Source organism: Streptomyces sp. NPDC058662, assembly GCF_042716255.1.
GTDB lineage: Bacteria > Actinomycetota > Actinomycetes > Streptomycetales > Streptomycetaceae > Streptomyces.
Genome location: NZ_JBHXRU010000004.1, coordinates 94,532 through 118,016, shown reverse-complemented (window position 1 = coordinate 118,016; position 23,485 = coordinate 94,532). Strand labels below are relative to the sequence as shown.

The following is a 23,485-nucleotide window of genomic DNA, read 5'->3' as shown; positions in this document are numbered from 1 at the left end:
GAAGGTCAGAACATTGACCCTGTGTCCCGGCTTGCATCCGAAACAGCGGTCTGACACCGTCACGCACGCAACTCGTCCTGCGAATCCCGCACTTGAGGGCTCCTCCGAGCGATTCCCGGACCCGGCGAGGAACTCACCGCAGCTGCCGCGGACGCCGAGGACCGCGCGGAGCCGGGCGCTACCGGCAGGTGACCAGTCGGCCGTCTTCGAGGACCGCGGTCCGGTCGGCCAGGGCGTCGGCGGCCGTGCGGTCATGGGTGATGAACACCAGACTCAGCGCCTGCCGGTCCCGGAGGCCGGCCAGGTGGGTGAGGATGGCATCACGGGTGGCGGTGTCGAGCCCGGAAGTGATCTCGTCGCACACCAAAACTTCGGGCTCCGCCAACAGGGCGCGGGCCAGGGCCGCCCGTTGGAGCTCGCCGCCGGACAGGGCGCCCGGGCGTCGCAGGGTCAGTTCTTCGGCCAGCCCCAGCTGCTCCAGGGTCTGTACGGCGGCTCGTCGCGAGGTGTCCCGGTCCGCGCCGCGTAGCCGCACCGCCGTGCGGGCGACCTGGTCGAGGAGCGACCGGTGCTCGTCGAAAGCCGCCTTGGGGTCCTGGAAGACGTACTGGACGCGGGCGAGTTCGGCGCGGGTGCGGGCCCGGAGGCTGCGCGGCAGTGGTGCTCCGTCGAGCAGGACCGCCCCGTCGTACGCGCAGTGCAGCCCGGCCAGGCACCGGCCCAGGGTGGTCTTGCCGCTGCCGGACCGGCCGGTCACGGCGAGGCACTCCCCCGCCGGGACGGACAGGGTGACGTCGTGCAGCACTGGAACGGTGCCGTGCGCGGTGCGGTGCCGTGCGGTCAGCTCCCGTACCTCGATCCGGGTGACGGCGGGCCGGGTGGCGGCTCGGGGCCTGGGGAGCGTCGGCCGCGTGGGGGCGGGCAGCACCGCGTCCGCGGGTCCCCGGTCCACGACCCGCCCGGCCCGCAGCACGACCGCCTCGTCGGCCAGCTGCCGAACGACGTCCCCGTCGTGGCTCAGCAGAACCAGCGCGATGCCCTGCTCGGCGACAGCGGCCAGCGCCTCGACGATGCCTTGCTTGGTGACCGGGTCCTGGCCCGTGGTGGGTTCGTCCGCGACGATCACCTTCGCTCCGAGGAGCAGTGCCTGGGCGATGACGACGCGCTGCTGCTGGCCTCCGGAGAGCTGGTGGGGGTAGCGGCGCAGCACCGTCTCGGGATCGGGCAGCTGGGCCAGGCGCAGGGCGCGCTCGACGCGGTCGCGGATCTCGCGGCGGGTCCCGCCCTGCCCGGCGGCGATGTCCCGGAGCAGCGCTCCGGCTCGGCGGGCGGGGTTGAGGACTGCGGTGGGGTGCTGGGGTACGTAGCCGACGGAGCCGGGTCCCGGGGTGGTGATCCGGCCGCCGATCCGGGCACCGGCGGGGAACTCGCCGAGGAGGGCGCGTCCGGTGGTGGTCTTCCCGCTGCCCGACGGGCCGACGAGGGCCGTGATGCGTCCGGCGCGGGCCGCCAGGCTCACTCCGTCGACGAGGGGGCTGCCGGCCACCTCCACCCGCAGTCCTCTCACTTCCGCTACCGGGTCCATGCCTGGCTTCCCTTCTCGGCGGCCTCGGCCGGTGTGTGCAGGGCGGCGTCGAAGAGCAGGTTGGTGCCCATCGACAGGGCCGCGATGAGCAGGGCGGGCACCACCACCGCCCACGGCTGCAGGAACAGGCCGGTGCGGTTGCGGTCCACCATCACCGCCCAGTCGGCTGCGTCCGGCTCGACGCCGATCCCGAGGAAGGCCGCTGTGGCGACCAGGTACAGGGCCCCGGTCAGCCGGATCCCCGCGTCGGCGGCGAGGGTGCGGCGCATGGAGCGGGCCACGTAGCCGAAGGCCGTACGCCACCAGGACTCGCCCTGCATCCTCAGGGCCTCGACGGCGGGACGGGCGGCGATCTCGGCCGCTGCCGCGTGCACCACGCGCGCGGCGTCCGGTACGGCGGCCAGTGCGACCAGGACGGCCAGCCCGGCCTGCCCCGGGGTCAGGGTCGAAGCCACCAGCAGCACCAGCAGCAGCGACGGGACGGCGATCAGGACGTCGAGGGGCCGCATGAGGGCCTCCTCCAGCCAGGTGCGGCGGGTGAGGGCCGCGGTCAGCCCGAGCGGGACGGCGACGAGGTAGGCGAGTCCGGTGGCCGCGAGCGCCACGAGGACGACGGAGCGGCCACCGAGCAGGACCTGCCGCCGGACGTCCCGGCCGGAGAAGTCGGTGCCCAGCCAATGCCCGGCGCCCGAGTCGAAGGAGACCGAGCGCGGGCCGGCCGGTCCGGCGAGCAGCGGTCCGAGGGCGGCCAGCAGCAGGGGTACGGCGATGAGCCCGACGGCGAGGGCGTACCTGGATGCACGGCGCTTCACGCGACCACCTCCGCGCGGGGCGCGAAGCGGCGGGCGACGAGGTCGGCTCCGAGGTTGGCCAGGACGGTGACGACGCCGAAGACGACGGCCATCCCCTGGACGACGGGCATGTCCCGTGCGGTGACGGCGTCGATGAGCACGGTCCCCAGCCCGGGGACGACGAAGAGGGCTTCGACGACGATCACTCCGCTCAGTAGCCAGTCGCAGGTCCGCGCCAGCTGCTGGGCGGCCGGGGCGAGGGCGTTGGGCAGGGCGTGCGTCCAGCGGACGCGGGCGCCGCTGACGCCGTAGCGCAGCGCCTGGGCGACGTACGGCGAGGCCATCGCGTCGATCATCCCGGCGCGCACCAGGCGGCTGATGGTGCACACGGGCCGCGAGATGAGTACGAGGACGGGCAGGACCAGTACGGCCGGCTCGGTGAGCGGGTCCGCGCCGACGGCGGTGGGCGGCAGCCAGCCCAGCCACAGCCCGAACAGGGTGGCCAGCAGCACGCCGAGGGCGAATTCGGGTACGGAGTGCACGGCCAGGGTCAGCGCGCTGAGAGTCCGGTCCAGCGGGCCGCCCTCGCGGCGGGCGCACAGCACGCCGAGCCCGGCCGACAGCGGCAGCAGTACGGCGAGGGTGGCGCAGGCGAGCAGCACGGTGGGGCCGAGGCCGCCGGTCAGGTAGGCGGCGACGGGCCGTCCGCTGACCAGCGAGGTGCCGAGGTCACCCCGGAGGAGTCCGCCGGCCCAGTCCAGGAATCGTTCGGCGGCGGGCCGGTCCAGGTCCAGGGCCGCACGGATCCGGGCGATGCGCTCGGGGTCGGGCTGGTCTCCGGCCAGGGCGACTGCCGCGTCCCCGGGCAGTGCCTCGGTGAGGGCGAAGACGAACAGGACGACCGCCGCCGTCTGCCCCAGACCGAGGAGCAGACGGCGGCCGACCCAGTTCAGGTGCCGGGTCACGCGAGCCAGAGCTTGTCGAACCGGGCCCAGTCGAGGGTGTTCGCGGGGGCCTTCGTCGAGACGCCGTGTACGGCGGGGGCGGTGGCGACGATCCAGTCGGCGAAGCCCCAGATCAGGAAGCCGCCTTCGTCGTGCAGACGGCGCTGCATCCGCTCGTACAGGGCGGCCCGTGCCTTCTCGTCGCGGGTGGACTGGGCCTGCTGGTACAGGTCGTCGAAGTCCTTCTGCTGCCACTTGGTGGCGTTCGTGGTGGAGCCGGTCAGCAAACGCTGCGAGATGTGCGACTCGATGGGCATGGACCCGGACCGGTAGGAGGCGAAGGTGCCGTTGTCGAGGATGTCCTTCCAGTACGTGTCCTTGCTGCCGACCTTGACCTCGACGGTGACCCCGGCCTTGGCTGCCTGCTCCTTGAAGATGCCGGCGGCCTCGACGAAACCGGTGGCGGCGGGAGCCGTGTCGAGGGTGACCTTGAGGTTCTCGGCTCCGGCCTCCTTGAGGAGGGCGCGGGCCCGGTCGAGGTCCTGGGTGCGCTGCGGCAGGTCCGACGCGTAGTACTGGTATCCCTTGCCGAAGAGGTCGTTGCCGACCTCGCCGGCGCCGGACAGGGCGCCGTCGACGAGTTCCTTGCGGTCGGCGATGAGGAAGAAGGCCTGGCGGACCCGCTTGTCGTTGAACGGCGGCCGGTCGGTCTTCATGACGAAGCCCTGCATGGAGCTGCCGGGCAGCCGGACGACCTCGATCTTCCCCTTGCCCTCGTGGGTGCGGGCGGTGGCGGGGCTGAGCTCGTGGGCGTAGTGGACCTGGCCGCCGAGCAGGGCGCTCGTACGGGCCGACTCCTCGGTGGCGACGACGAACTCGACCTGGTCGAGGTGGGGCGTGCCGTCCCAGTAGGCGTCGTTGCGCTTGACGACCAGGGACTTGCCCGGCGTGAAGGAGGCGAAGGTGAAGGGGCCGGAGCCGACGGGCCTGTCAAAGGAGGTCGTGTCCTTGGGGACGATGTAGGCACCGAACGCCGCGAGCACGTTGGGGAATTCGGCGTACGGGCGCTTCAGCTTGAACTCGACGGTGGTCGCATCGAGGGCGCGGCTGGTGGTGAGGTCGATGGGCTCCAGGGATGCCTTGGCGCGGAAGGTGCCTTTGGGGTCGGCGATCCGCCGGTAGCTGTAGAGGACGTCCTCGGCGGTGACCGGGCGGCCGTCGTGGAAGGCGGCCTTGCGCAGGGTGATCTTCCAGGTGTCGAGGGTCTCGTTGGGCTCCCAGCGCTCGGCGAGCCGCGGTACGGGGGCGAGGTCGGCGCCGGGGTCGGCGAGCTTGTCGTAGAGGGCCTTGGCGCGGGCGGCGTCGACGAACAGGTTGGCGGCGTGCGGGTCGAGGGTCTCGTTCGCGCCGCCGCCCGCGAACGCGGCGCGCAGGGTGCCGCCGCGCTTGGGGGTGCTCGCCTCGGCGGCGTTCTTGGGGTCGGCGGTCTTGCCGGTGTCGGCGGAGCATCCGGCGGTGAGGGCGAGGGCGGTGGCCGTGGCGGTGGCGGTGGCGGTGGCGAGGAGGAAGCCTCGGCGGGCGAGGCCGGTGCGGTGGCTGGTCACGGTGTGGTGTCTCCGTTGCTGTACTGGGAGTTGTTCCAGGGAGTGAGCCGGGGAGTGAGCCGGGCGACGAGGTGCAGGCGGTCGGAGCTCGTGGTCCCGAGCGGTACGTCGCCTTCGCGCCACGGCGGTTCGGTGCGCGGGCCGGGGCGGTCGTACAGGTCGAGGACCTCGAAGCCGGCGGTGGTGAGGAAGTAGCGCAGTTCCTGGGGGAACAGCAGCCGCCAGGCGGAGTGCTGCTCCTGCCGCTCCTGCTGCTCCTGCTGCTCCTGTTGTTCCTTCACAGGGCCGCCGTCGTCGGCGGTCCAGGTGCGGCGGCGGCGCAGCAGTTGGGCGCCGTGGTCGATCCAGAGGGTGGTGTGGGAGGTGTGCCTGGTGCCGCGCCAGTCGAAGGAGGCGGTGCGTGGGCCGTCGAGGAGCTCGGTGCTGCCGAGAAAGAAGGCGCCGTTGCGCATCTCCGCGATGAGCAGTCCGCCGGGGTTGAGGTGGCGGCCGATGGTGGCGAGGCAGGAGGCGAGGTCGTCGTTGGTGTGGCAGTAGAGCAGGGCGCTGTCCATGCAGAGGACGGCGTCGAAGGTGTGGCCGAGGTCGAAGTCCCGCATGTCGGCGCGGTGGTAGTCCGGGCCGGGGTGCCGGCGGCGCGCGTGGGCGAGCATGGCCTCGGCGGTGTCGATGCCGGTGACCTGGCGTCCGGCGTGCTGGTGCAGCCAGGCCGCGTCGCGGCCGGTGCCGCAGCCGAGGTCCAGGACCTGGGCTCCCGCGCCGTGGCGGCGCAGGGTGGCCTCGGCCCAGCGGGCGGCGAGCCGGTCGGGATCGGGGAAGCGCTCTTCGTACAGCTCGGGGTGGTCGGTCAGGAGGTTTCCGGTGCTCATCTGGTCTCGCTCCAGGGACGGGTTTCGGGGGCGGCGGATGCCTTGTCCGCGGGTGGGCCCGGGTCCTCCGGAGCCGACGAGACCGGGCCGTCGGACGCGGGGGCGGGAGGGTGGGGCAGGGCCCGGCGGGAGTGCAGCATGGTGACGGCCGCCGCCGAGGCCAGGCCGAGGGCCGTGCAGCAGGCGTAGGGCAGCCAGGCCGGGCCGCCGTGCGTGGCGGCGTCCATAGCCCACCCGACCCCCGCGCCGGTGCCCGCGGCGGCCACTCCGGACACGGCGTAGAACAGGCCGTAGAAGGTGCCCGTGAGCTCCGCGCGGCCGAAGGCGGGGATGAGCTCCATGACGAACGGCTGGGCGGCCATCAGCCCGAGGTAGAGGAGCAGCGCGCCGGCCAGGACGGGCAGGAGCAGCAGCGGATGCGTCCCCGGGCCTGCCCCCACCAGCATCGGCGGTACGAAACCGAGTCCGCTGACGGTCAGCCCGGCGGCGATCCAGCGTCCCCGGCCGCCGCCCCGCGCGGCGAGCCTGCGGGTGAGGCGCAGCTGCAGCAGAAGATTGGCAAGAGTCCCGACGACGAAGATCAGCCCCACCGCTCCGGCCCAGCCGGTGGCCTGCCGTGCGGCATGAGGAAGAAGCAGGTACAGCTGGCTCTCCATGCCGTACATGCCGACCATGGCCGCGGCGAAGGCCACGAAGCGGCGGTTCCCGGCGACCTCGCGCCAGTCGCCGAGGACGGTGCCGGCGGGCGGCGGCACGGCCCGGGCGGGCAGCACGACCGCCTGCGCGAGGGTGAGCAGCGCGAACACGCCCGCCGCGGTGAGCGCCGCCGCCCGGAAGCCGCCGAGCAGCAGCAGGCTCCCCAGCAGGGGTCCGATCAGCGCGCCCGCCGTGGCGAACACGTTGAACAGGGCGAACGCCTCTGCCTTGCGGTCCCCCGCCTCCTGGGCGACGTAGGTCCGTACGGCCGGGTTGAACAGGGCACCGGCCAGCCCGCTCAGCACCGATGCGGCGATCAGCACGGGCAGGGCGTCGCCCAGGGCGAACAGCGCGAAGCCGAGGGTGCGCAGGCCGCAGCCCGCGATGATCACGCCGCGGGCCCCGAGGCGGTCGGCGGCCGAGCCCCCGATCAGGAACAGCCCCTGCTGGCTGAGGTTGCGCAGGCCCAGGACCAGGCCGACCAGCGCCGCCGACAGTCCGAGGTCGTCGGTGAGGTGGGTGGCCAGGTACGGGATGAGCAGGTAGAAGCCGATGTTGACGCCGAGCTGGTTGACGAGCAGGAGCCGCACGGCCGGCGGGAAGCCGCGTACCGCGGCGATGGTTCTCATTGCGCGGTGCCTACGGGTATGCCCGCGCGGGGCAGCACTCCGAGGCCGCCGCGCGGGGCGGGGCGTACGGTGCCGTCTTCGCCGCCGATTCCGGACCACGGATCGTCGGCGAGGAGCAGGTGCCCGTCGAGGTCGACCCAGCGGGCCCGGTCGACCATGTGGACGGCGGGCGCGATGCCGAGCGAACTGGCGGTGAGGCAGCCGAGCATGAGGTCGGTGCCGCTGCCGGCCAGCGCCGCGTGAATCCGCATCGCGGCCCGTACGCCCCCGCACTTGGCGAGCTTGACGTTGACGCCGTGCACGAGTCCGGCGAGGGCGGCGGCGTCCTCGTGGGTGACGGCGTCCTCGTCTGCGATCACCGGGATGGGGGAGGCGGTGGCGACGCGGGCCAGGGCCTCGGGCCGGCCGGGGGCGATCGGCTGTTCCACGGCGGTGACGCCGAGGGCAGCGAAGCGGGGCAGCAGTGCGTGGGCCTGGTCCTCGGTCCAGGCACCGTTGGGGTCGAGCAGCAGGTCCGCGGCGGGCGCTCCGGTGCGGACGGCTTCGACCCGGGCCAGGTCTTCGGCCGGGTCGGGGGAACCGGCCTTCACCTTCAGGACGGCGAAGCCGGCCAGGGCGAGGCGACTGGCCTGGGCGGCAGCGGCGACGGGTGCGACGATGCCGATGGTGCGGGCCGTGGCGGCCGACGGAGGCAGAGGGCTGCCCAGCAGTTGGTGCACGGGTTCACCGGCCCGTTTGCCGATGAGGTCCAGTACGGCCGACTCGACGGCGGCGAGGACTCCTGCGGGGAGCTCTGTGCCCACTGGGCCCGCGGGCGCGAGTTCGGCCCAGGCGGTCTCGGGGTCCGGCAGGCGCTCGACCGCCGGGCGCAGGGCGCTCAGGTGGCGGAGGATCTGTTCGGTGGGCAGTCCGAGGTAGACGCTGCTGACGGCCTCCCCCCAGCCGCGCAGCCCGCCGTGTTCCAGGCAGACCCAGACCGCGTCGCGGCGGGCCATCACGGAGCGGGAGATGCGCAGCGGCTCCGTCAGTTCGAGCGAGGCGGTGTGCCAGGTGAGTTTCACGCGGCACCTCCGGGGGCCGGGACGCGGGCAGTGCGGATGTGGCCGTCGGGGGCGGCGACGGGATCGACGACGGTTCGGCAGCGGGTCCAGCCGAGGGCCTCGGCCGCGTACGGGTGGCGGATCTCCAACGGGCGGCCCGCGGGGGCGGTGGCGGTCAGGCCGTGGGCGTGGCAGAAGTCGTCGTCGTAGACGGTGCCGAGGTAGCGGTGCGGGCCGTCGGGGAAGACCGTGGCCACGACGGCGCCGGGCTCGGCCCTGGCGGCCCACGCGGAGACCAACGCGACGGCGCCGGTGCTCCAGCCGCCGCTGACGAAGCTGCCGCGGGCGAGCCGGCGGCAGGCGTCGACGGCCTCGACGGCGCCCACCCAGTGCACCTCGTCGAAGGCTCCATGCCGGACGTTGCGGGGGTGGATGCTGCTGCCGAGTCCGCGCATCAGGCGCGGCCGGGCGGGCTGTCCGAAGATCGCGGAGCCGACGGAGTCGACGCCGATGACCTTCAGCCGGGGCCAGCGGCGGCGCAGCGGGCCGACCAGCCCGGCGCTGTGCCCGCCGGTGCCCACGCTGCACACCAGCACGTCCAGGTGGTCGAGCTGGCTGATCAGTTCCGCGGCCATGGAGAGGTAGCCGGCTGGATTGTCCGGGTTGTTGTACTGGTCGGGCCAGTAGGCGTCCTCGGTGCGGGCCAGGACCTCGCGCAGCCGGGCGATGCGGGCGGCCTGCCAGCCGCCCTGCGGCGCGGGGCGGTCGACGAGCTCCAGGCGGGCGCCGTAGGTACGCAGCAACTGCCGCATGGACGGTTCGAGTTCGGTGTCGCCGACGAGGATGACGGGGTGGCCGAGGGCCTGTCCGGCGAAGGCCAGTCCGATGCCCAGGGTGCCGGATGTGGATTCCACGACCGGCGCGCCGGGGCGAAGCTCACCGCGTCCGCGGGCGCCCATGAGCATGGACATCGCCGCGCGGGCCTTCATCCCGCCGGCGCTGAGGCATTCGAGCTTGGCCCAGAAGCCGGGGTGGGGGTGGGGCAGGTCGGTCTGGACACGGGCGATCGGAGTACGCCCCACCAGGGGCAGCAGACCGGGGTTGGCCGAAGCGGCCTGTGACCGGTGCATGAGCGGAGCCAGGGTCACGGCCGGCCTCCGTAGCGGTGGATGGCACCGGGGCCGCCGTCGAGCCAGAAGAACGGGTACGGCTCGGCGGACACGGCGCTCACCCCGGCCCCGAGGAATCGGGGCAGGACGGCGCTGCCGGTCTGCGCGAACATCACCAGGGGTTTCCCGGTCCCGGCAGCGTGATCGAGCAGGCTCTGGAAGGAGCCGTTGCCGAGGGTCATGCCGGAGGCGAGGACAGCGCCGCAGCGTTCCAGGTGCGCGGACGCGTCGGTCAGGACCGGCTCGCCCCACTCGGTGGTGCCGCCCTTGAGGTCGCACGGCAGGTAGTCGAGGTTTCGCGCGCGAAGCTGCTCCAGGAGTGAGTTGACCACTCCGATCACCAGGACCGGGAGGCGCCCGCCCGACGGAGAGAAGGCGGCGGGCAGCAGGTCGACGACGGCCCGGGCCCGTGCCCGCGAACGGCTCAGCGAACTGCCTGCCGGGAGGGGGTACGGGCGGGCGCCGTTGGCGGGCGTGTGCGGCCGCACGTGGGCCAGGTAGGCGTCGAGCGCCGCTATCCGCACGGGCAGCAGCGGATGCCCGAGGAGGTCGGCGACGGCGGCGCCCACGCAGTCGTCGAGGGCGCCTTCCGACAGGGCGCCGGGCTCGACCGCGCAGGACCCGACCGCCGCGTCGAGCCGCAGGCTCAGCACCTCGTTGCGGTAGCCGCTGGTGCGACCTTCGTGCCGGACGGCCTGAGAGGTGGTGAAGGCGAGCGAGATCCGCTCGCCGGCGGGGTCGGGGCCGTACGCACCGGCCAGGACCGCGTCGAAGAGCTGGTCGACGGTCCGGACGGCGGGGTCGGCATGCCGGCGCTCGCCCGGCGGGATCGTTTCAGGGGTGTGCAGGGCCGGCAGGGTCACGCGAGCACCGCCGTGGCGGGCTCGTAACAGGGACGCAGGTCGGCGAGCAGCCGCTCGGCGGACGCGCGGGCGCCGCCGCCCTCGGTGTCGGCGGTCATGACGTGGCCGACGTACTCGTTGTTGCTGGTGGCGGCCCGCACGGTGCGGCCGGGTTCGGCGAGGGTCAGCTCCAGCACCTCGGGCCGGGCTCGTACGGCCTCGGCCCCTTCGATGCCGGCGAGGACCCCGGCGGTGTCGGGCAGCAGGAAGGAGATGGCGGTGCTGCGCACACCGGTCGGTCGCGGCGCCAAGTCGGGGGTGCGCCCCAGGGCCACGTCAACGCATGCGGTGGCCAGGTCGACTCCCGTGACGTGGCGGACCAGTTCGGTGATGCGGTTGCCGGCCGGGCGGGGGTTGACCTCGACCAGCCGGGGCCCGTCGGGCGTCAGCTTGATCTCGGTGTGGCAGACCACCTGGTCCAGGCCCAGCGCCTTGATCGCCCCCAGCGCGGTCTCGGCGGCCTCCGACGCCAGGGCCTCCTCGATGCCTGCCGGGAACATGTGGCCGGTCTCGATGAAGGCGGGCGCCCCGCCGATGCTCTTGTCGGTGACCCCGACAACGTGCGTGGCACCGCCGAAGGAGACGGTCTCGACGCTGACTTCGGGCCCGTGCAGCAGTTCCTCCAGCAGGATGACCGGCGTCCGTTCCTGGCCGCGCGCGTTGACCGGGAACTCGGCCATCGCCTGGCAGGCGAGCCGCAGTTCGTGCTCGTCGCGCACCGCGCGGACCAACATGCCCGCACACAGGTCCACCGGCTTGACCACGAGCGGGTAGCCGATCTCACGAGCGGCGACCGCTGCCTCCACGGCCCCTTCGCAGAGCGCGAACCGGGGGCCGGGAACGCCGGCCTCAGCCAGCACACGGCGCGTCAGGTCCTTGCGGCATGCCGCTTCGACGGCCTCCGGGGCTGGTCCGGGCAGGCCGAGGCGCCGGGCCGTGTGCGCGACGGCCGGCAGGTAGTAGTCGCAGGAGGAGACCACTGCGTCGAAGCCGAGGACGGCGTGCAGGCCCTCCAACCGCGCGAGGAGTGCGGCCGTGTCGTTGGTGTCCGCCGTGATGACGTTACGTGCTGTGAGCAGCGGGTGCGGCCCGTCCCCCGCGGGGGCTGCGCGCAGGTAGTGGTGCAGGTCGCGGGTGACGAAGGTGAACTCGTGCCCGTCTTCGCGGATGGCTCTGGGCAGCAGCCTGCTCATCGACCCCACCCAGCTTTCGATCACCAGCAGATGTCCCACCGGACTTCCTTCCAGATTGCCGTCGGCTCTGTGCGACGCAGACGTTATAGGAAATCGTTTTCATTTCCAATACGCCAGTTTTCCGATAGCCTGCGGCCCCCGGAGCATGAGAGGCGGAGTGTGATGACAGAGCTGACGCGAGATCAGAGGGTCGGGCCGTACACGGTGCGGCACGCCGGAACCGAGGACCTGCCCGGCGCCCGGCGGGTCATGCTGGACACCTTCTACCGGGAGTTCGGCTACGGGTACGTACCGGACTGGCACCCGGACGTCGTCGACCTGGACGGCACCTACCTGCGGCATCCGCGGCACACGCTCGTCGTGGCCGTGGGCGAAGGCGGCGAGGTGGTCGGCACCACCGCACTCAACTCGCGCGGCCCCGTCCACCCTCCGCACCCGCGAAGCCTCGTCGAGCGCTACCCCTCGGGACGGACCGCACAGTTGCTGCGCGTGTACGTACGCCCCGAGCACCGGAGGCACGGACTGGCCCGCGTCATGGTGCGGACCGCCTGCGCGTTCGCCGCGGCCGTACCCGGCTACGAGCGGATCTACCTGCACACCAACGTCGACATCCCCGGCGCGGAGCACTTCTGGCGCAGCATGGCCACCGAGGTCTTCGACGCCCGCACCACCGGAGAGCACGGAGGCTACGGGACCGTCCACTTCGAGATGCCGCTCCGCGAGGCGGGAACGGATCCCGAGCCGGGGTCGGGGCCGGGGCCGCACCGGGAGCCGGCCGCGGTCGGCTGACCCGCCACTCCCCCAGGGGCCCCGGCCCGCGCACGCCCTCCCCTGGGCCGGCGACGTCCGGGCGTGGGCCCGGGTGCCGTCAGCGGCCGGCGTACGGCAGCAGGGCCATCTCGCGCGCGTTCTTGACGGCGGTGGCGAGGGCCCGCTGCTGCTGGGCCGTGACCCGGGTGACGCGCCGGCTGCGGATCTTTCCGCGGTCGGAGATGAACTTCCGCAGCAGGTCGGTGTCCTTGTAGTCGATGTAGGTGACCTCGGCGGCGTCGAGGGGGTTGGGCCGGGACTTCACGGGCTCGCCGGGGTGGGGGCGTCGGGGCATGAGGGGTTCTCCTTGCATGAACGATTCGGTTACGGCCTCACCGGGCCGCGATCGGGTGGGTGCGGGTGTCAGGCGGCGTCGAGGAGGGAGTCGAAGGCGGCGGGCAGGAGCTGCCAGGCTTCGCGTCCCGACCCGTACTCCGCGTCCGTCAGCAGGCAGGAGTCGAGGAGCTGTTCCAGTCTGTCCCGGTCCAGGCCGGGTGAGGTGAAGACGAGGTGCTGGCAGCAGTCGCCGTGGTCCGGGTGCCAGTCGAGCGCGGCCGCCGCCTGACGCATGGGCGGGACCATGTCCCACGCCGCGGCGGGCAGTGACGCCAGCCACGGCCCGGCGCTCTCCACGCACAGTGCTCCGCCGGCCGCGTCCCAGGCGAGCAGCGTGTCCGGGCGGTCGGCGAGCCAGAACCGGCCGCGGCTGCGGGCGGCGGCGCAGCACAGGTCTTCGAGCGCCCGGTAGAGGCGTTCCGGGTGGAACGGCCGCCGGCGGCGCCAGACGAACGTGGTGACGCCGGCGTCGTCGGCTTCCTGGGGCAGGAGCGCGCACGCGGGGTGCTGGGCGGCCGCGGCGGCCTCGATGTCGAAGCCGGCGAGCGCGGCCCGCGCGAGGTCGACGGACTCGGCCGGTACTCGACGCGCGGTGGGATGCAGCTGCGCGAGGAGGGCATGGTCCTGGTCGTCGGCCTCGTCGCTGTCGACGACCGCGAGGACGGGTGCGTACTCCAGCTGACGGGCCCAGGTGTCACCGACGGTCCGCTGGTCGGTGGGGGCCGCCGCGAGCCCGGCCTCGGCGAGGTCGTCGCCGTTGGCGAGGTACGGCAGGACGAGTGCCGGGTCCACGGCGGTGATCACGCCCGTCACGACCAGCCGGTCGCCGCCATGTCCGGCGATGACCTCCGCCATGGCCTTCGGTTCGACCGAGTCCCACAGCTCGACCACGGCGAGCCGGGTCGGACCGTTGTCCGCCATCCGCTCCAGTTCGGGAATCAGGTCCTCGCGCAGCGCGCAGCACGCGCAGTCGTTGACCAGGGGCGTCTCGCCGCGGGAGACGGTGCCGCCGGCGTCGCGGATCAGGCGGAGCACGGTGCCGTCGGATGCCGACGCGAGGTCGTGGTGCAGCGCCACACTGCCCGGGACGGTCCGCAGGAGGCGCTCGACGACCTCCTTCCGTGCGTCGGCGTGGAGGCCGGCGACGATCACAACGGGGAGCTGGTGATCGTGAGCCATCAGCGGGCTCCGTAGCGGCGCTCGAACCGCTCGACGCGGCCGGCGGTGTCGAGGACGCGAGCGGTGCCCGTGTAGAAGGGGTGGCTCGCCGAGGAGATCTCCACGTCCACGACCGGGTAGGTGTGGCCGTCCTCCCAGTCGACGGTCTTGTCGCTGGTCATCGTGGAGCGGGTGAGGAAAGCGGTGCCGGAGGCGGAGTCGCGGAAGACGACGGGCCCGTAGGCGGGGTGGATTCCGGGCTTCATGGCAGGGGCCTTTCGATGGTCGGGGCGGGGTGTGCGGGGTCAGCGCTCTTCGCGGAAATCGACGTGCCGGCGTACGACGGCGTCGTACTTGCGCAGCGTCAGCCGATCGGGGTCGTTGCGCCGGTTCTTGCGCGTCACATAGGTGAACCCGGTGCCTGCGGTGGAGCGGAGCTTGATGACCGGGCGGATCTCGTTGCGTGCCATGAGGCTAGTATATGACACTGGTTTTCATTACCAACAAGCGTGCTCATCGTGAAAGGCGGCAGCCTCCATGTCAGCCCACTGTCAACTGACCGGCGCCAAGCCGGGCTTCGGCAACGCCATCTCCCACTCACACCGGCGTACCTCACGCCGCTTCGACCCGAACATCCAGCGCAAGCGCTACTGGCTGGCGAGCGAGGGGCGCCACGTCCGCCTGACGCTGAGCGCCAGGGCGATCAAGACGGTGGACGCGATCGGCGTCGAGGCCGCCGTGAGCCGGATCCGCGCACGGGGAGGAAAGGTCTGATGGCGAAGAAGAGCAAGATCGCACAGAACGAGAAGCGCAAGGAGATCGTCGCGCGCTACGCCGCACGTCGGGCCGAACTCAAGGAGGCCGTCCGCCGCCCGTCCGCCACCCCAGTCGAACGGGAGGCCGCCCTCGCGGAGCTGCGCCGGCAACCGCGCGATGCCAGCGCCACCCGAGTGCGCAATCGCGACAGCGTGGACGGCCGCCCCCGTGGCCACCTGCGCAAGTTCGGACTCTCGCGCGTGCGGGCCCGCCGGCAGGCACACGCGGGCTTCCTGCCAGGAGTGACGAAGTCGTCCTGGTAGTCGGCACTTGACCGCGGGCGATACCCGCACACCCACCCGGCCGCTCATTGAAAATGATTACCATGAGCGGCTAGGGTGAATCCCGTACGCGTGCGGCACCACAACGGGCAAGCAAGGGGGGCCCGAAGGGGGCCGCACGCGTACACCTGCGAAACCGAGCAGCCCCTTCCGAGTCCACACCCAACCGAGGAGTCCCACCATGGCCGTCCCCAAGCGGAAGATGTCCCGCAGCAACACCCGCCACCGCCGCGCGCAGTGGAAGGCGACCACGCCCCAGCTGGTGCCGATCACGGTCGACGGCTCCGTCTACCAGGTCCCCCAGCGACTGGTGAAGGCGTACGAGCGCGGCCTCATCCGGCCCGAAGGCTGAGCTCGTGACCTCGTACGACCGCCTGCCGGTGACGGTTCTGTCCGGCTTCCTCGGCGCCGGCAAGACCACCCTTCTCAACCATGTGCTGGGCAACCGCGAGGGCCTGCGGGTCGCGGTGATCGTCAATGACATGAGCGAGGTCAACATCGACGCCGCGCTTGTGCGCGGTGGCGAAGCGGCGCTCTCGCGCACCGAGGAGCGGTTGGTCGAGATGACCAACGGGTGCATCTGCTGCACCCTGCGCGACGACCTGCTGGAGGAGGTCGACCGGCTCGCCCGCGAAGGCCGTTTCGACTACCTGCTCATCGAGTCCAGCGGCATCTCCGAGCCCATGCCGGTCGCCGCCACCTTCTCCTTCCCCCGGGACGACGGCGCCACCCTCGGCGACCTGGCCCGCCTCGACACCATGGTCACCGTCGTCGACGCCTCGAACTTCCTGCGCGAACTCGCCGACGGGGACGAACTCGTCGCGCGCGGCCTCGACCAGTACGAGGACGACGAGCGGACCGTCAGCGATCTCCTCGTCGACCAGGTCGAGTTCGCGGACGTCATCGTCCTCAACAAGCTCGACCTGGTCGGGCCGGGCGACGCCGCGCGACTGCGCGCCACCCTCGCCCGGCTCAATCCCGAGGCCCGGATCGTGCCTGCCGTACGCGGCCATGTGGCGCTCGAACAGGTGCTGGGCACCGGACTGTTCGACGTGGAGCGGGCCCAGCAGGCCCCGGGCTGGGTCAAGGAGCTCAACGGGGACCACGTCCCGGAGACCGTGGAGTACGGCATCTCCTCGCTGGTGTTCCGCGCCGACGCGCCCTTCCATCCCGGCAGGCTGTGGACGTTCGTCACCAAGGGCCTCGACAGCGGCACCTTCGGGCGGATCCTCCGGTCGAAGGGGTTCTTCTGGCTCTCCAGCCGCCCCCGGGTGACCGGTCTGTGGTCCCAGGCCGGCGCGGTCGCCCGCTTCGAGCCCTCGGGAACCCGCGGCCCGGACACGGCCCAGGGCCAGGAGCTGGTCTTCATCGGCACCGGACTGCGCGCCGATGCGCTCCGGGCGACACTCGAAGCCTGCCTGCTCAGCCCCGACGAGCCGGCCCCGGCCGAAGACGACTTCCCGGAATGGGAGACGTACGGCATCGACGACGCCTGCGAGCACGAGTCCGCCGCCGCACCTGCGGGCCGGTCGACGGCAGCCTGAGACTCCGGGCTGGGCGGTGGTCGCAGCCACGGCACCGCCCAGCCCGGCCCCGCCCGGGCGCGCCGTCTGCCGTCGACCGGCCCGCGTGCACCTCACGCACCCGCACACCCGTGCGGCCCGTGGCACCCGGCCGGGCTCGGGCCCGGGGCGAGGACGCTGCCGCACGGGTGAGGAAGGCACCCTCTCGGCCGTCTCCGGAGGCCCGCGCTGGTCTCCGGCCGGAGGATGAGCCGCATCATCCCCTGCCGCGAGGAGTTCTCCGATGCTGGAGCGCAAGCAGCTCAAGGACCGCTCACACGTCACCTTCGTCCTGCCTGCCGACACCCCGCCCGGCCCCGTCAGTGTCGTCGGCGACTTCAACGACTGGCAGCCCGGCACCCACACCCTGGAGTCCCGCGGAGACGGGACGCGCGCCGTCAGCGTCGCCCTGCCGGACCGGAGCGTCCACTCCTTCCGCTATCTGGCCGCCGGCGACTACTGGTTCGACGAGGACCACGCGGACGGTCACGACGGCACCAACAGCCGCCTGCACACCTGACGGCCAGGGCACGGGCCCCCCACCACAGCCGCGCCACACCCAACCGACACCAACAGCCACGCCCACCCCCACACCCGAGGAGTACGACCGCATGACGACGGCTCGCGAGATCATGACAGAGGGCGCCGAGTGCATCGGCGCGCAGCAGACGGTCCTGGAGGCCGCGAAGAAGATGACCCGGCTGGACGTCGGTGCGCTGCCGATCTGCGGTGAGGACGACAAGCTCAAGGGCATGCTCACCGACCGCGACATCGTCGTGAAGGTCCTGGGCGCCGGCCGGGACCCGTCCGAGGTCACGGCCGGAGAACTGGCGCAGGGTGAGGCGGTCACCATCGGCGCCGACGACGACGCCGCCGAAATCCTGCGCACCATGAGCGAGCACCAGGTGCGGCGCCTGCCCGTCATCGACGGCCACCGCCTCGTCGGCATCGTCGCTCAGGCGGACGTCGCCCGCGCCCTGCCCGACCCTCAGGTCGCGGACCTCCTCCAGGCCCTCTCCGTCGACTGACCCCGTACCGCGCACAGCCCCCGGCACGATCGAGGCATCCCTGCCCCCGCGGTCGGCGATGCGGCGATGCCTCGATCGGCGCCGTACGGGCGCGCGTCCCGCACGGGCCGCGTGGGCGGTTGCAGGGACGTTTCAGGGATGAACGGGTTGGGCCGTTCGCGTGAGCACACGCGTGCAGTAACCGTTCCCCCTGAAACAGTCAGGAAATGATCAGGTTTCGGTAAAGCACCGCGGGTCGCAACCGCACCCGTGATCACCGACATCAGCGTCCTCCGGGAGAACCTGATCATGAGTTACGGAAACTTGCTGCGCGAGCAGATCGCCAAGCCGGGCACCACCCCGCTGATCGGCGTGTACGACATGTACTCGGCGTCCATCGCGGCCGGCCACTACGACGGGATGTTCGTCTCCGGCTTCGGCTTCGCGGCCTCCTACTACGGGCTGCCCGACATCGGGTTCATCGCCTGGCCCGACATGGTGGCCTTCGTGCAGCGGCTGCGCGGTGCCTTCCCCCACCACCACCTCCTGGTCGACATCGACGACGGCTACGTCGACCCCGAGGTGGCCTGCCACGTCGTCGAGAACCTGGAGCGGAGCGGCGCCTCGGGCGTCATCCTTGAGGACCAGAAGCGGCCCCGGCGGTGCGGGCACGCCGACGGGAAACTGGTGCTGCCGCTGGACGAGTACCTGGAGAAGCTGGAGATGGTCCTGGCCACGCGCCAGGACCTGCTCGTCGTCGCGCGCACCGACGCGACGGAGGAGGACGACATTCTGCGGCGCGCCGAGGCCCTGGCCGCCACGGACGCTGATGTCGTCCTGGTGGACGGGGTCCGCAGCGTGGAGTGGATCGAGCGGATCCGGGAGGTGGTCGGCGGCAAGCCCCTGCTGTTCAACCAGATCGCCGGCGGCAAGTCCCCTCGCCTCTCCCTCAGCGAACTCACCGAGCTCGGCGTCGACGTCGCCATCTACAGCACCCCGTGCCTGTTCGCCGCCCACCGGGCGATGGACACCGCCCTCGCCGAACTCCACCTCGCCGACGGACGCCTTCCCGGCGCCCAGGACGGACAGGAGATCGGCGTCACCGAGTCGACCCGCCTCCTGGCCAAGAACATCACCCGGCACCAGGCCGTACCGTCGGCGCGCGAGAGTGCCGGGGTGTGACCAGTGCGCGTCTGCGGGCCGCTGCCTACCTGGCGGTGACCCTGATCGGTGGCGGCGCCGCGCCCGCCGCCGCGGCTGAGAGCCTGATCACCGTCATCGACAACTCCCACGCCGATTCCGTCCTCGAAGTCGACCGCGCCGCCAATGTCCAGCAGGGCAGCGGTACTGCCGGCAGCGACCACGAGGGCAGCGCCGTCGACATGCTCGCCACCCTCGTCCACACCGTGCGTCCCGCGGAGGACAGCCCTTGATACGGAACAGCGGCCGGGCTTCCGCATGAAGCCCGGCCGCTCACGTACCCCACCCCGTGGACCCTGCTCCGGCCTCCGCCGCAGGATCTAGCGGCCCATCCCGTACACCTTCGACGTCGGCGCGGGACGGGTCCGGGACAGCTTCGCGGCCGTGCCGCGGGCCGTTTCGAAGGCGGCGACCGGGTTGCCGTCCCCCTGCCAGGGCCGGGCGCCGCACCAGGGTCCGATCAGGCGGAACTGCTCCAGGGCGGCCGCGTACATCATCGCCCGGAGCATGCTGTGCGCCAGCAGGTGGCGCAAGGAGGGCAAACGCTCGTCGTCGGGCGGGACCTGCTCGAACGAGGCGGCGACCTGCCGCAGCACCTTCCTCGTCATGGGCGTGACGGGCAGTGCGACGGAGCCGCGCCGGTCGGTGAGTTCGCGCAGCGCCTGCAGGTAGATACCGGCGAGCGGGCTGCCGGCCGGGGCGTTGCCGACGGCCCGGCGGGCGAAGCGCATCATCCGCCGGTCGCTGCCGTGCCATTTGGCGCACCAGTACTGGAGGGCTTGACCGTGGCCCTCGTAGTGGTGGGGCGCGCGAGCGGTGAGTCCCTCCCAGAGCCACTCGAACTGCGAGTGGCCGTACCGCGCTCCGCGTGCTGCCGTGATCATGACGACCCAGGGACCCGGGTTCTCCGGGTCGAGCAGCGCGGCCTGCCGCGCCTCCTCGATGGCGGCCGGGAGCATGGCGCGGAAGGTGTTCATGTCCGAGGCCGGGACCTCGTGGACGTATCCGCTGCCCCGGATCTCCCAGGCGCGGTGGACCATGATGCTCGCGTGGAGGGTGGCCGCGTCGCAGTTCCCCGGTTCGGCGGCGCGCCAGGCGTGCAGCCAGGCGTCGTCCTCCCGGGCGACCTGCTGCAGGAGCTCCAGCCGGTCCCAGCGCTCGTCCCAGTCCTTGCCCGCCGCCCGGATGTACCTCTCGGCGGCCTTCCAGTCTCCGTCCCACGCGGCATGGGCGACGGCCTGCCGCTCCTCCGTACGGGCGGCGGGCGGGGGCGGGCCCGGGCGCTGGGGGTCGAGCAGCTCCCGGGGCGGGAGGCCGTAGGCGGACGCGACAAAGTGCTCCGTTACCCCACCGGCGGTACGGCGGGGGGTGATGAAGAGGCGGTGGAGCGCGACGAGGAGCACGCCGAGTAGGACGGCGAGGAAGATGGTCACGGCGGGTCATCATTCCCCAACTGATCACTCCCCGCAATAGCTCTGGGCAGAGATAAGCCCAGGTCAGAGCATGCGTCGCCCCGGGTCCTACCCCGGGTGTGGAGCGGGTACAGCGGGTACAGCGGGCGAACCTCCACTTCCTGCACGTCCGTTCACAGAACCCGGCGGCGTTGGCGTTGCTCCTGCTGCACGACTGGCCCTGCTCCAGCAACCGGGCCGCTCACCGAGGTCCGCGCCTTGTTCGGCACGGTCAGTGGCGGCGGCACCGGTTCGCACTGACGGTGGTGGCCGGCGCCGCCGCCGGACGCGCGCTCGCGGGCCCGCAGCTCACGGGCCCGCGGGCTGCGCGCCCGTGACGGACTCCGACCGTCTCTGACGGTCTCTCACCGTCTCTTCGACGGCGGCGGAAGTACGGCAACCGTCTGATCAGGCTTCCAGCCGAGCGCGGGCCGTTCGAGTCGACCGTCGCTTGACGGCCCGCCGCTCATCCTCGGTGAGGCCACCGCACACGCCCATCTCCACGCCCCCTTGAAGGGCCCACTCAAGGCAGGAGTCCAGAACCGGGCACCGGCGGCACACCGCCTTCGCCTCCTCGATCTGGAGCAGGGCAGGGCCTCCGGTGCCGACGGGGAAGAACAGATCCGGGTCCTCCCGCCGACAGGCGGCCTCATGACGCCAGTCCATCGTCGTGCCTCCATTCGCGTCGCAGGATGATTCCTCCGCTCACCTGACCGCTATCGGCGGCTGTATGCGGCAGATCGGGCACATCTCCCTTTTCTTTGCGCAGTCGCCGGAGCACGGGTTCCGTTTAGCCGACACGCTCGGGGTAGGCGGGGCGCATGTTCAAGCATCGACGTGTTCGTACGGCAGCTGTACTCGCGATCAGCTGGGTGGCTCTGACTGGCGTCGAACGGTGGAATGAAGGCGCGTCCTGGCGGGCGGCCACGCTCAGCGGCCTGGTGTGGGGGGTCGTGGTGGCCGGAGCCTGGTGGTTCGCCGAATGGACGCAGATAGGCCGCCGGCGGGAGGTCCGCCCCGGAAGCCGGGCGGGTACCGGGGAACGGTCGACCGCGGCCGGGGAGGAGGACGGCCAGGACCGCCATCCGCGCGGCCGTGCCGGCGTACCGGTGGCGGGCAGGGAGTGAGCGCAGCGGGTCGCCGCAGGGCGCGGGGCGTCGGCGGCCCCCGTTCGTCCCCGGTTGATCGTCTTGCGGCGGGGTAGCGGGACGGCATGGATCCACAGAACGCTTCCGCCCCTGCGGCGACCGGCTACGTGCAGCCCGAGATCGACGTCCCCTCGCTGGCCGGGATGCTCGACGGCGAGTACGCCGGGATCCGCGACCTGGTCCGCACCAATCTGGTGACGTACGCCTCCGTGCTCAACGACGCCGACGAGCTCGGCATCGACGCGTTTCGCGAGCGGGTGCGTGAGATCGTCGTCAAGATGGCCGCGACCGGCCAGACCGGTATGGGCTTCCCCGCCGAGTACGGCGGGGGCGGCGATGTCGGGGCCTCGATCGCCGCGTTCGAGACGCTGGCCTTCGGTGATCTGTCGGTCCTGGTGAAGGTCGGGGTGCAGTTCGGGCTCTTCGGCGGCGCGATCCTGCATCTGGGCACCGAGCGCCACCACCGCGCCTACCTCCCGGACCTGGTCAGCGGGAAGCTGATGGGCTGCTTCGCGATGACCGAGACCGGGCACGGCTCCAACGTCCAGGCGCTCGGCACCGTCGCGACGTACGACCCCGGCAGCGGCGAGTTCGTCATCACCACCCCCGACGACCACGCGCGCAAGGACTACATCGGCAACGCCGCCCGCCATGCCGAACTGGCCGTGGTCTTCGCCCAATTGGAGGTGGACGGCCGGTCCCGGGGGGTGCACGCCTTCGTCGTACCCGTGCGGGTGGGCGGCCAGACTGCGCCCGGCGTCCGGATCGAGGACGACGGCCGCAAGATGGGGCTCAACGGGGTGGACAACGGTCGCATCTGGTTCGACGGGGTGCGGGTACCGCGCGAGGCACTCCTCGACAGGTTCGCCGGCGTCACTCCCGAGGGCGTCTACGAGAGTGCGATCGACAACCCCGACCGGCGCTTCTTCACCATGCTCGGCACCCTGGTACAGGGGCGGGTCAGCGTCGCCGGCGCCGGGATCAGCGTCGCGAAGGCCGCCTTGGCGATCGCCACGAAGTACTCCGTGCGACGGCGGCAGTTCCAGGCGGCCTCCGACGCGGAGGAGCAGGTACTCCTCGACTACGGCCTGCACCAGCGCCGCCTGCTGCCGCTCATCGCCCGCACGTACGCCCTGCACGCCGCGCAGGACGTCGTGCGCACGCAGCTGCACGAGGTGTTCTCGGGTACCGAGGACGATCCGCGGGCGCGGCGGCGGCTCGAATCGCGGGCGGCGGGGCTCAAGGCGCTCGGTACGTGGCACGCCACCCGGGTCGTCCAGGAGTGCCGCGAGGCGTGCGGCGGCGCCGGCTACCTGGCCGTGAACCGGTTCGCCGCCCTCAAGGGCGACAGCGACGTCTTCACCACGTTCGAGGGCGACAACCACGTTCTGCTGCAGCTCGTGGCCAAGGGGCTGCTCACCGACCACGCGAGCGAGTTCGAGGACCTCGACCAGCTCGGCATGGTCCGCTACGTCACCGGCCTCGCCGTCGAGACGGTCATCGAGCGGACGTCGGCGCACAAACTGCTCGAACGGGTACGCGATCTACTGCCCGGCGGCGACGAGTGGGACCGGGAAGCGGGGCTGCGCGACTCGGAGTACCAACTGGCCATGCTCCGCTTCCGCGAGGAGCACATGCTCGCCGGGCTTGCCCGGCGGATCAAGCGCGGCATCGACGTGAAGCGCGACCCCGGCGCCGTCTTCTCGCAGGTGCAGGACCACGTCATCGCGCTCGCGCGCGCCCACGTCGAGCGGCTGGTGGCGGAGGCCTTCGTCGACCAGGTGCGCTCGCTGCCCGAAGGGGGCGAGAAGGCGGCGCTCGGTCTCCTGTGCGACCTGTTCGCCCTGACGGCGATCGAGGCGGACCGGGCCTGGTTCATGGAGCACGGGCGGCTGACCGTCCAGCGTTCCAAGGCGATCACCCGCGAGGTGAACGACCTCTGCCGCAAGGTGCGTCCCCTCGCGGTCGACCTCGTCGACGCGTGGGGCATCCCGTCCGCCGTGCTGCGGGCCCCGGACCTCGTGGGCTGACCCGGGCCGCCGCCGGGCGCGGACACGTAGCGGGCTCCGGCGGTCACGCGGGATCCGCCTCCGGGGCCTGGACGGCGTAGGACAGCTTCGAGCCGATGCCGTACGAGGGCAGCCCGGCTCCCCGGTGCTCGGCGCGCCGATCAGGGTGTCGGGGCGGCTGTCCGGGGGCGGTGGCGGGCACTGTGCTGGTGAGCGTCCAGGCGGCCGTACCCCACAGGGCAAGCGCGGCGGTGACGCACAAGGCGCACCGTCGCGTCCGTGTGG

29 protein-coding genes are annotated in these 23,485 nt (G+C 72.3%); 12 read left to right on the top strand and 17 right to left on the bottom strand.

Annotated features, from left to right (window positions below; genetic code table 11):
• Positions 1–178 precede the first annotated feature (178 nt).
• From ACFWUQ_RS03505 to ACFWUQ_RS03460, 10 genes are all read right to left on the bottom strand, one after another.
• Positions 179–1,585 carry an ABC transporter ATP-binding protein gene (locus ACFWUQ_RS03505; protein ID WP_384532096.1) on the bottom strand — a complete coding sequence of 469 codons (1,407 nt, stop codon included), beginning with the start codon at positions 1,583–1,585 and terminating at the stop codon, positions 179–181.
• Positions 1,573–2,397 (bottom strand): ABC transporter permease, encoded by an 825-nt coding sequence (locus ACFWUQ_RS03500; protein WP_384532094.1) that lies wholly within the window; start codon positions 2,395–2,397, stop codon positions 1,573–1,575. Before ACFWUQ_RS03500 ends, ACFWUQ_RS03505 begins: the two co-directional genes overlap by 13 nt.
• Positions 2,394–3,350 carry an ABC transporter permease gene (locus ACFWUQ_RS03495; RefSeq protein ID WP_384532159.1) on the bottom strand — a complete coding sequence of 319 codons (957 nt, stop codon included), beginning with the start codon at positions 3,348–3,350 and terminating at the stop codon, positions 2,394–2,396. Before ACFWUQ_RS03495 ends, ACFWUQ_RS03500 begins: the two co-directional genes overlap by 4 nt.
• Positions 3,338–4,924, bottom strand: coding sequence for an ABC transporter substrate-binding protein (locus tag ACFWUQ_RS03490; RefSeq protein ID WP_384532091.1), 1,587 nt, complete (start codon positions 4,922–4,924; stop codon positions 3,338–3,340). Before ACFWUQ_RS03490 ends, ACFWUQ_RS03495 begins: the two co-directional genes overlap by 13 nt.
• A complete protein-coding gene (locus ACFWUQ_RS03485; protein WP_384532088.1) occupies positions 4,921–5,793 on the bottom strand; it encodes a class I SAM-dependent DNA methyltransferase in 873 nt (290 codons plus the stop codon). Before ACFWUQ_RS03485 ends, ACFWUQ_RS03490 begins: the two co-directional genes overlap by 4 nt.
• Positions 5,790–7,118, bottom strand: a complete 1,329-nt coding sequence (locus tag ACFWUQ_RS03480) for an MFS transporter (RefSeq protein WP_384532085.1) — start codon at positions 7,116–7,118, stop codon at positions 5,790–5,792. Before ACFWUQ_RS03480 ends, ACFWUQ_RS03485 begins: the two co-directional genes overlap by 4 nt.
• A complete protein-coding gene (locus tag ACFWUQ_RS03475) occupies positions 7,115–8,179 on the bottom strand; it encodes a mandelate racemase/muconate lactonizing enzyme family protein (protein WP_384532083.1) in 1,065 nt (354 codons plus the stop codon). Before ACFWUQ_RS03475 ends, ACFWUQ_RS03480 begins: the two co-directional genes overlap by 4 nt.
• Entirely contained in the window at positions 8,176–9,288 is a 1,113-nt protein-coding gene (locus ACFWUQ_RS03470) for a PLP-dependent cysteine synthase family protein (RefSeq protein ID WP_384532157.1), read from the bottom strand. The genes ACFWUQ_RS03475 and ACFWUQ_RS03470 overlap by 4 nt, the downstream gene beginning before the upstream one ends.
• 14 nt (positions 9,289–9,302) lie before the next feature.
• Positions 9,303–10,088 carry a hypothetical protein gene (locus ACFWUQ_RS03465; protein ID WP_384532154.1) on the bottom strand — a complete coding sequence of 262 codons (786 nt, stop codon included), beginning with the start codon at positions 10,086–10,088 and terminating at the stop codon, positions 9,303–9,305.
• A 98-nt stretch (positions 10,089–10,186) separates the two neighbouring features.
• Entirely contained in the window at positions 10,187–11,461 is a 1,275-nt protein-coding gene (locus tag ACFWUQ_RS03460) for an ATP-grasp domain-containing protein (RefSeq protein ID WP_384532080.1), read from the bottom strand.
• Positions 11,462–11,584: 123 nt separating this feature from the next.
• Here ACFWUQ_RS03460 and ACFWUQ_RS03455 point away from each other — a divergent pair, with 123 nt between their 5' ends.
• Positions 11,585–12,211: a GNAT family N-acetyltransferase gene (locus ACFWUQ_RS03455; protein ID WP_384532077.1), complete on the top strand. Its 627-nt coding sequence runs from the start codon at positions 11,585–11,587 to the stop codon at positions 12,209–12,211.
• A 79-nt stretch (positions 12,212–12,290) separates the two neighbouring features.
• Here the strand turns inward: ACFWUQ_RS03455 and rpsR are convergent, their stop codons facing one another.
• The 4 genes from rpsR to rpmG all read right to left on the bottom strand — a co-directional run bounded on the left by rpsR (position 12,291) and on the right by rpmG (position 14,196).
• A complete protein-coding gene (gene rpsR / locus ACFWUQ_RS03450) occupies positions 12,291–12,527 on the bottom strand; it encodes a 30S ribosomal protein S18 (protein ID WP_384532075.1) in 237 nt (78 codons plus the stop codon).
• Positions 12,528–12,595: 68 nt separating this feature from the next.
• Complete coding sequence (locus ACFWUQ_RS03445; RefSeq protein ID WP_384532072.1) at positions 12,596–13,747, bottom strand: CobW family GTP-binding protein; 1,152 nt, start codon at positions 13,745–13,747, stop codon at positions 12,596–12,598.
• A complete protein-coding gene (locus tag ACFWUQ_RS03440; protein ID WP_384532069.1) occupies positions 13,747–13,992 on the bottom strand; it encodes a type B 50S ribosomal protein L31 in 246 nt (81 codons plus the stop codon). Before ACFWUQ_RS03440 ends, ACFWUQ_RS03445 begins: the two co-directional genes overlap by 1 nt.
• 39 nt (positions 13,993–14,031) lie before the next feature.
• Positions 14,032–14,196, bottom strand: a complete 165-nt coding sequence (gene rpmG, locus ACFWUQ_RS03435) for a 50S ribosomal protein L33 (protein WP_384532066.1) — start codon at positions 14,194–14,196, stop codon at positions 14,032–14,034.
• A gap of 67 nt (positions 14,197–14,263) precedes the next feature.
• On the opposite strand from rpmG, the gene rpmB reads away from it, so the two are divergent.
• From rpmB to ACFWUQ_RS03395, 8 genes are all read left to right on the top strand, one after another.
• Positions 14,264–14,500 (top strand): 50S ribosomal protein L28, encoded by a 237-nt coding sequence (rpmB, locus tag ACFWUQ_RS03430; RefSeq protein ID WP_384532064.1) that lies wholly within the window; start codon positions 14,264–14,266, stop codon positions 14,498–14,500.
• Complete coding sequence (gene rpsN, locus ACFWUQ_RS03425) at positions 14,500–14,805, top strand: 30S ribosomal protein S14 (RefSeq protein ID WP_384532062.1); 306 nt, start codon at positions 14,500–14,502, stop codon at positions 14,803–14,805. Before rpmB ends, rpsN begins: the two co-directional genes overlap by 1 nt.
• 199 nt (positions 14,806–15,004) lie before the next feature.
• The gene (rpmF, locus tag ACFWUQ_RS03420) at positions 15,005–15,175 is read left to right on the top strand and encodes a 50S ribosomal protein L32 (RefSeq protein WP_150529992.1); all 171 of its coding nucleotides are present in this window, start codon (positions 15,005–15,007) and stop codon (positions 15,173–15,175) included.
• Positions 15,176–15,179: 4 nt separating this feature from the next.
• Positions 15,180–16,367, top strand: coding sequence for a GTP-binding protein (locus tag ACFWUQ_RS03415; RefSeq protein ID WP_384532058.1), 1,188 nt, complete (start codon positions 15,180–15,182; stop codon positions 16,365–16,367).
• A 262-nt stretch (positions 16,368–16,629) separates the two neighbouring features.
• Positions 16,630–16,905: a hypothetical protein gene (locus ACFWUQ_RS03410; protein WP_384532055.1), complete on the top strand. Its 276-nt coding sequence runs from the start codon at positions 16,630–16,632 to the stop codon at positions 16,903–16,905.
• Positions 16,906–16,996: 91 nt separating this feature from the next.
• A complete protein-coding gene (locus tag ACFWUQ_RS03405) occupies positions 16,997–17,413 on the top strand; it encodes a CBS domain-containing protein (RefSeq protein WP_384532053.1) in 417 nt (138 codons plus the stop codon).
• A 288-nt stretch (positions 17,414–17,701) separates the two neighbouring features.
• Entirely contained in the window at positions 17,702–18,574 is an 873-nt protein-coding gene (locus ACFWUQ_RS03400) for an oxaloacetate decarboxylase (RefSeq protein ID WP_384532051.1), read from the top strand.
• Positions 18,571–18,825: a hypothetical protein gene (locus tag ACFWUQ_RS03395; RefSeq protein WP_384532048.1), complete on the top strand. Its 255-nt coding sequence runs from the start codon at positions 18,571–18,573 to the stop codon at positions 18,823–18,825. Before ACFWUQ_RS03400 ends, ACFWUQ_RS03395 begins: the two co-directional genes overlap by 4 nt.
• Before the next feature lie 87 nt (positions 18,826–18,912).
• Here ACFWUQ_RS03395 and ACFWUQ_RS03390 read toward each other — a convergent pair whose 3' ends face one another.
• Complete coding sequence (locus ACFWUQ_RS03390) at positions 18,913–20,025, bottom strand: hypothetical protein (RefSeq protein ID WP_384532045.1); 1,113 nt, start codon at positions 20,023–20,025, stop codon at positions 18,913–18,915.
• A 98-nt stretch (positions 20,026–20,123) separates the two neighbouring features.
• Between ACFWUQ_RS03390 and ACFWUQ_RS03385 the strand changes: the two genes are divergently transcribed.
• Positions 20,124–20,381 (top strand): epoxide hydrolase N-terminal domain-containing protein, encoded by a 258-nt coding sequence (locus ACFWUQ_RS03385; RefSeq protein WP_384532043.1) that lies wholly within the window; start codon positions 20,124–20,126, stop codon positions 20,379–20,381.
• A 70-nt stretch (positions 20,382–20,451) separates the two neighbouring features.
• On the opposite strand, the gene ACFWUQ_RS03380 is transcribed toward ACFWUQ_RS03385, so the two are convergent.
• Entirely contained in the window at positions 20,452–20,709 is a 258-nt protein-coding gene (locus tag ACFWUQ_RS03380; RefSeq protein ID WP_384532041.1) for a WhiB family transcriptional regulator, read from the bottom strand.
• 206 nt (positions 20,710–20,915) lie between these two features.
• Between ACFWUQ_RS03380 and ACFWUQ_RS03375 the strand changes: the two genes are divergently transcribed.
• Together ACFWUQ_RS03375 and ACFWUQ_RS03370 are read left to right on the top strand one after the other, a co-directional pair.
• The gene (locus tag ACFWUQ_RS03375) at positions 20,916–21,170 is read left to right on the top strand and encodes a hypothetical protein (protein ID WP_384532038.1); all 255 of its coding nucleotides are present in this window, start codon (positions 20,916–20,918) and stop codon (positions 21,168–21,170) included.
• Positions 21,171–21,256: 86 nt separating this feature from the next.
• Entirely contained in the window at positions 21,257–23,221 is a 1,965-nt protein-coding gene (locus ACFWUQ_RS03370; RefSeq protein WP_384532035.1) for an acyl-CoA dehydrogenase family protein, read from the top strand.
• Between the two features lie 43 nt (positions 23,222–23,264).
• On the opposite strand, the gene ACFWUQ_RS03365 is transcribed toward ACFWUQ_RS03370, so the two are convergent.
• Positions 23,265–23,462 carry a hypothetical protein gene (locus ACFWUQ_RS03365; protein ID WP_384532032.1) on the bottom strand — a complete coding sequence of 66 codons (198 nt, stop codon included), beginning with the start codon at positions 23,460–23,462 and terminating at the stop codon, positions 23,265–23,267.
• Positions 23,463–23,485 lie beyond the last annotated feature (23 nt).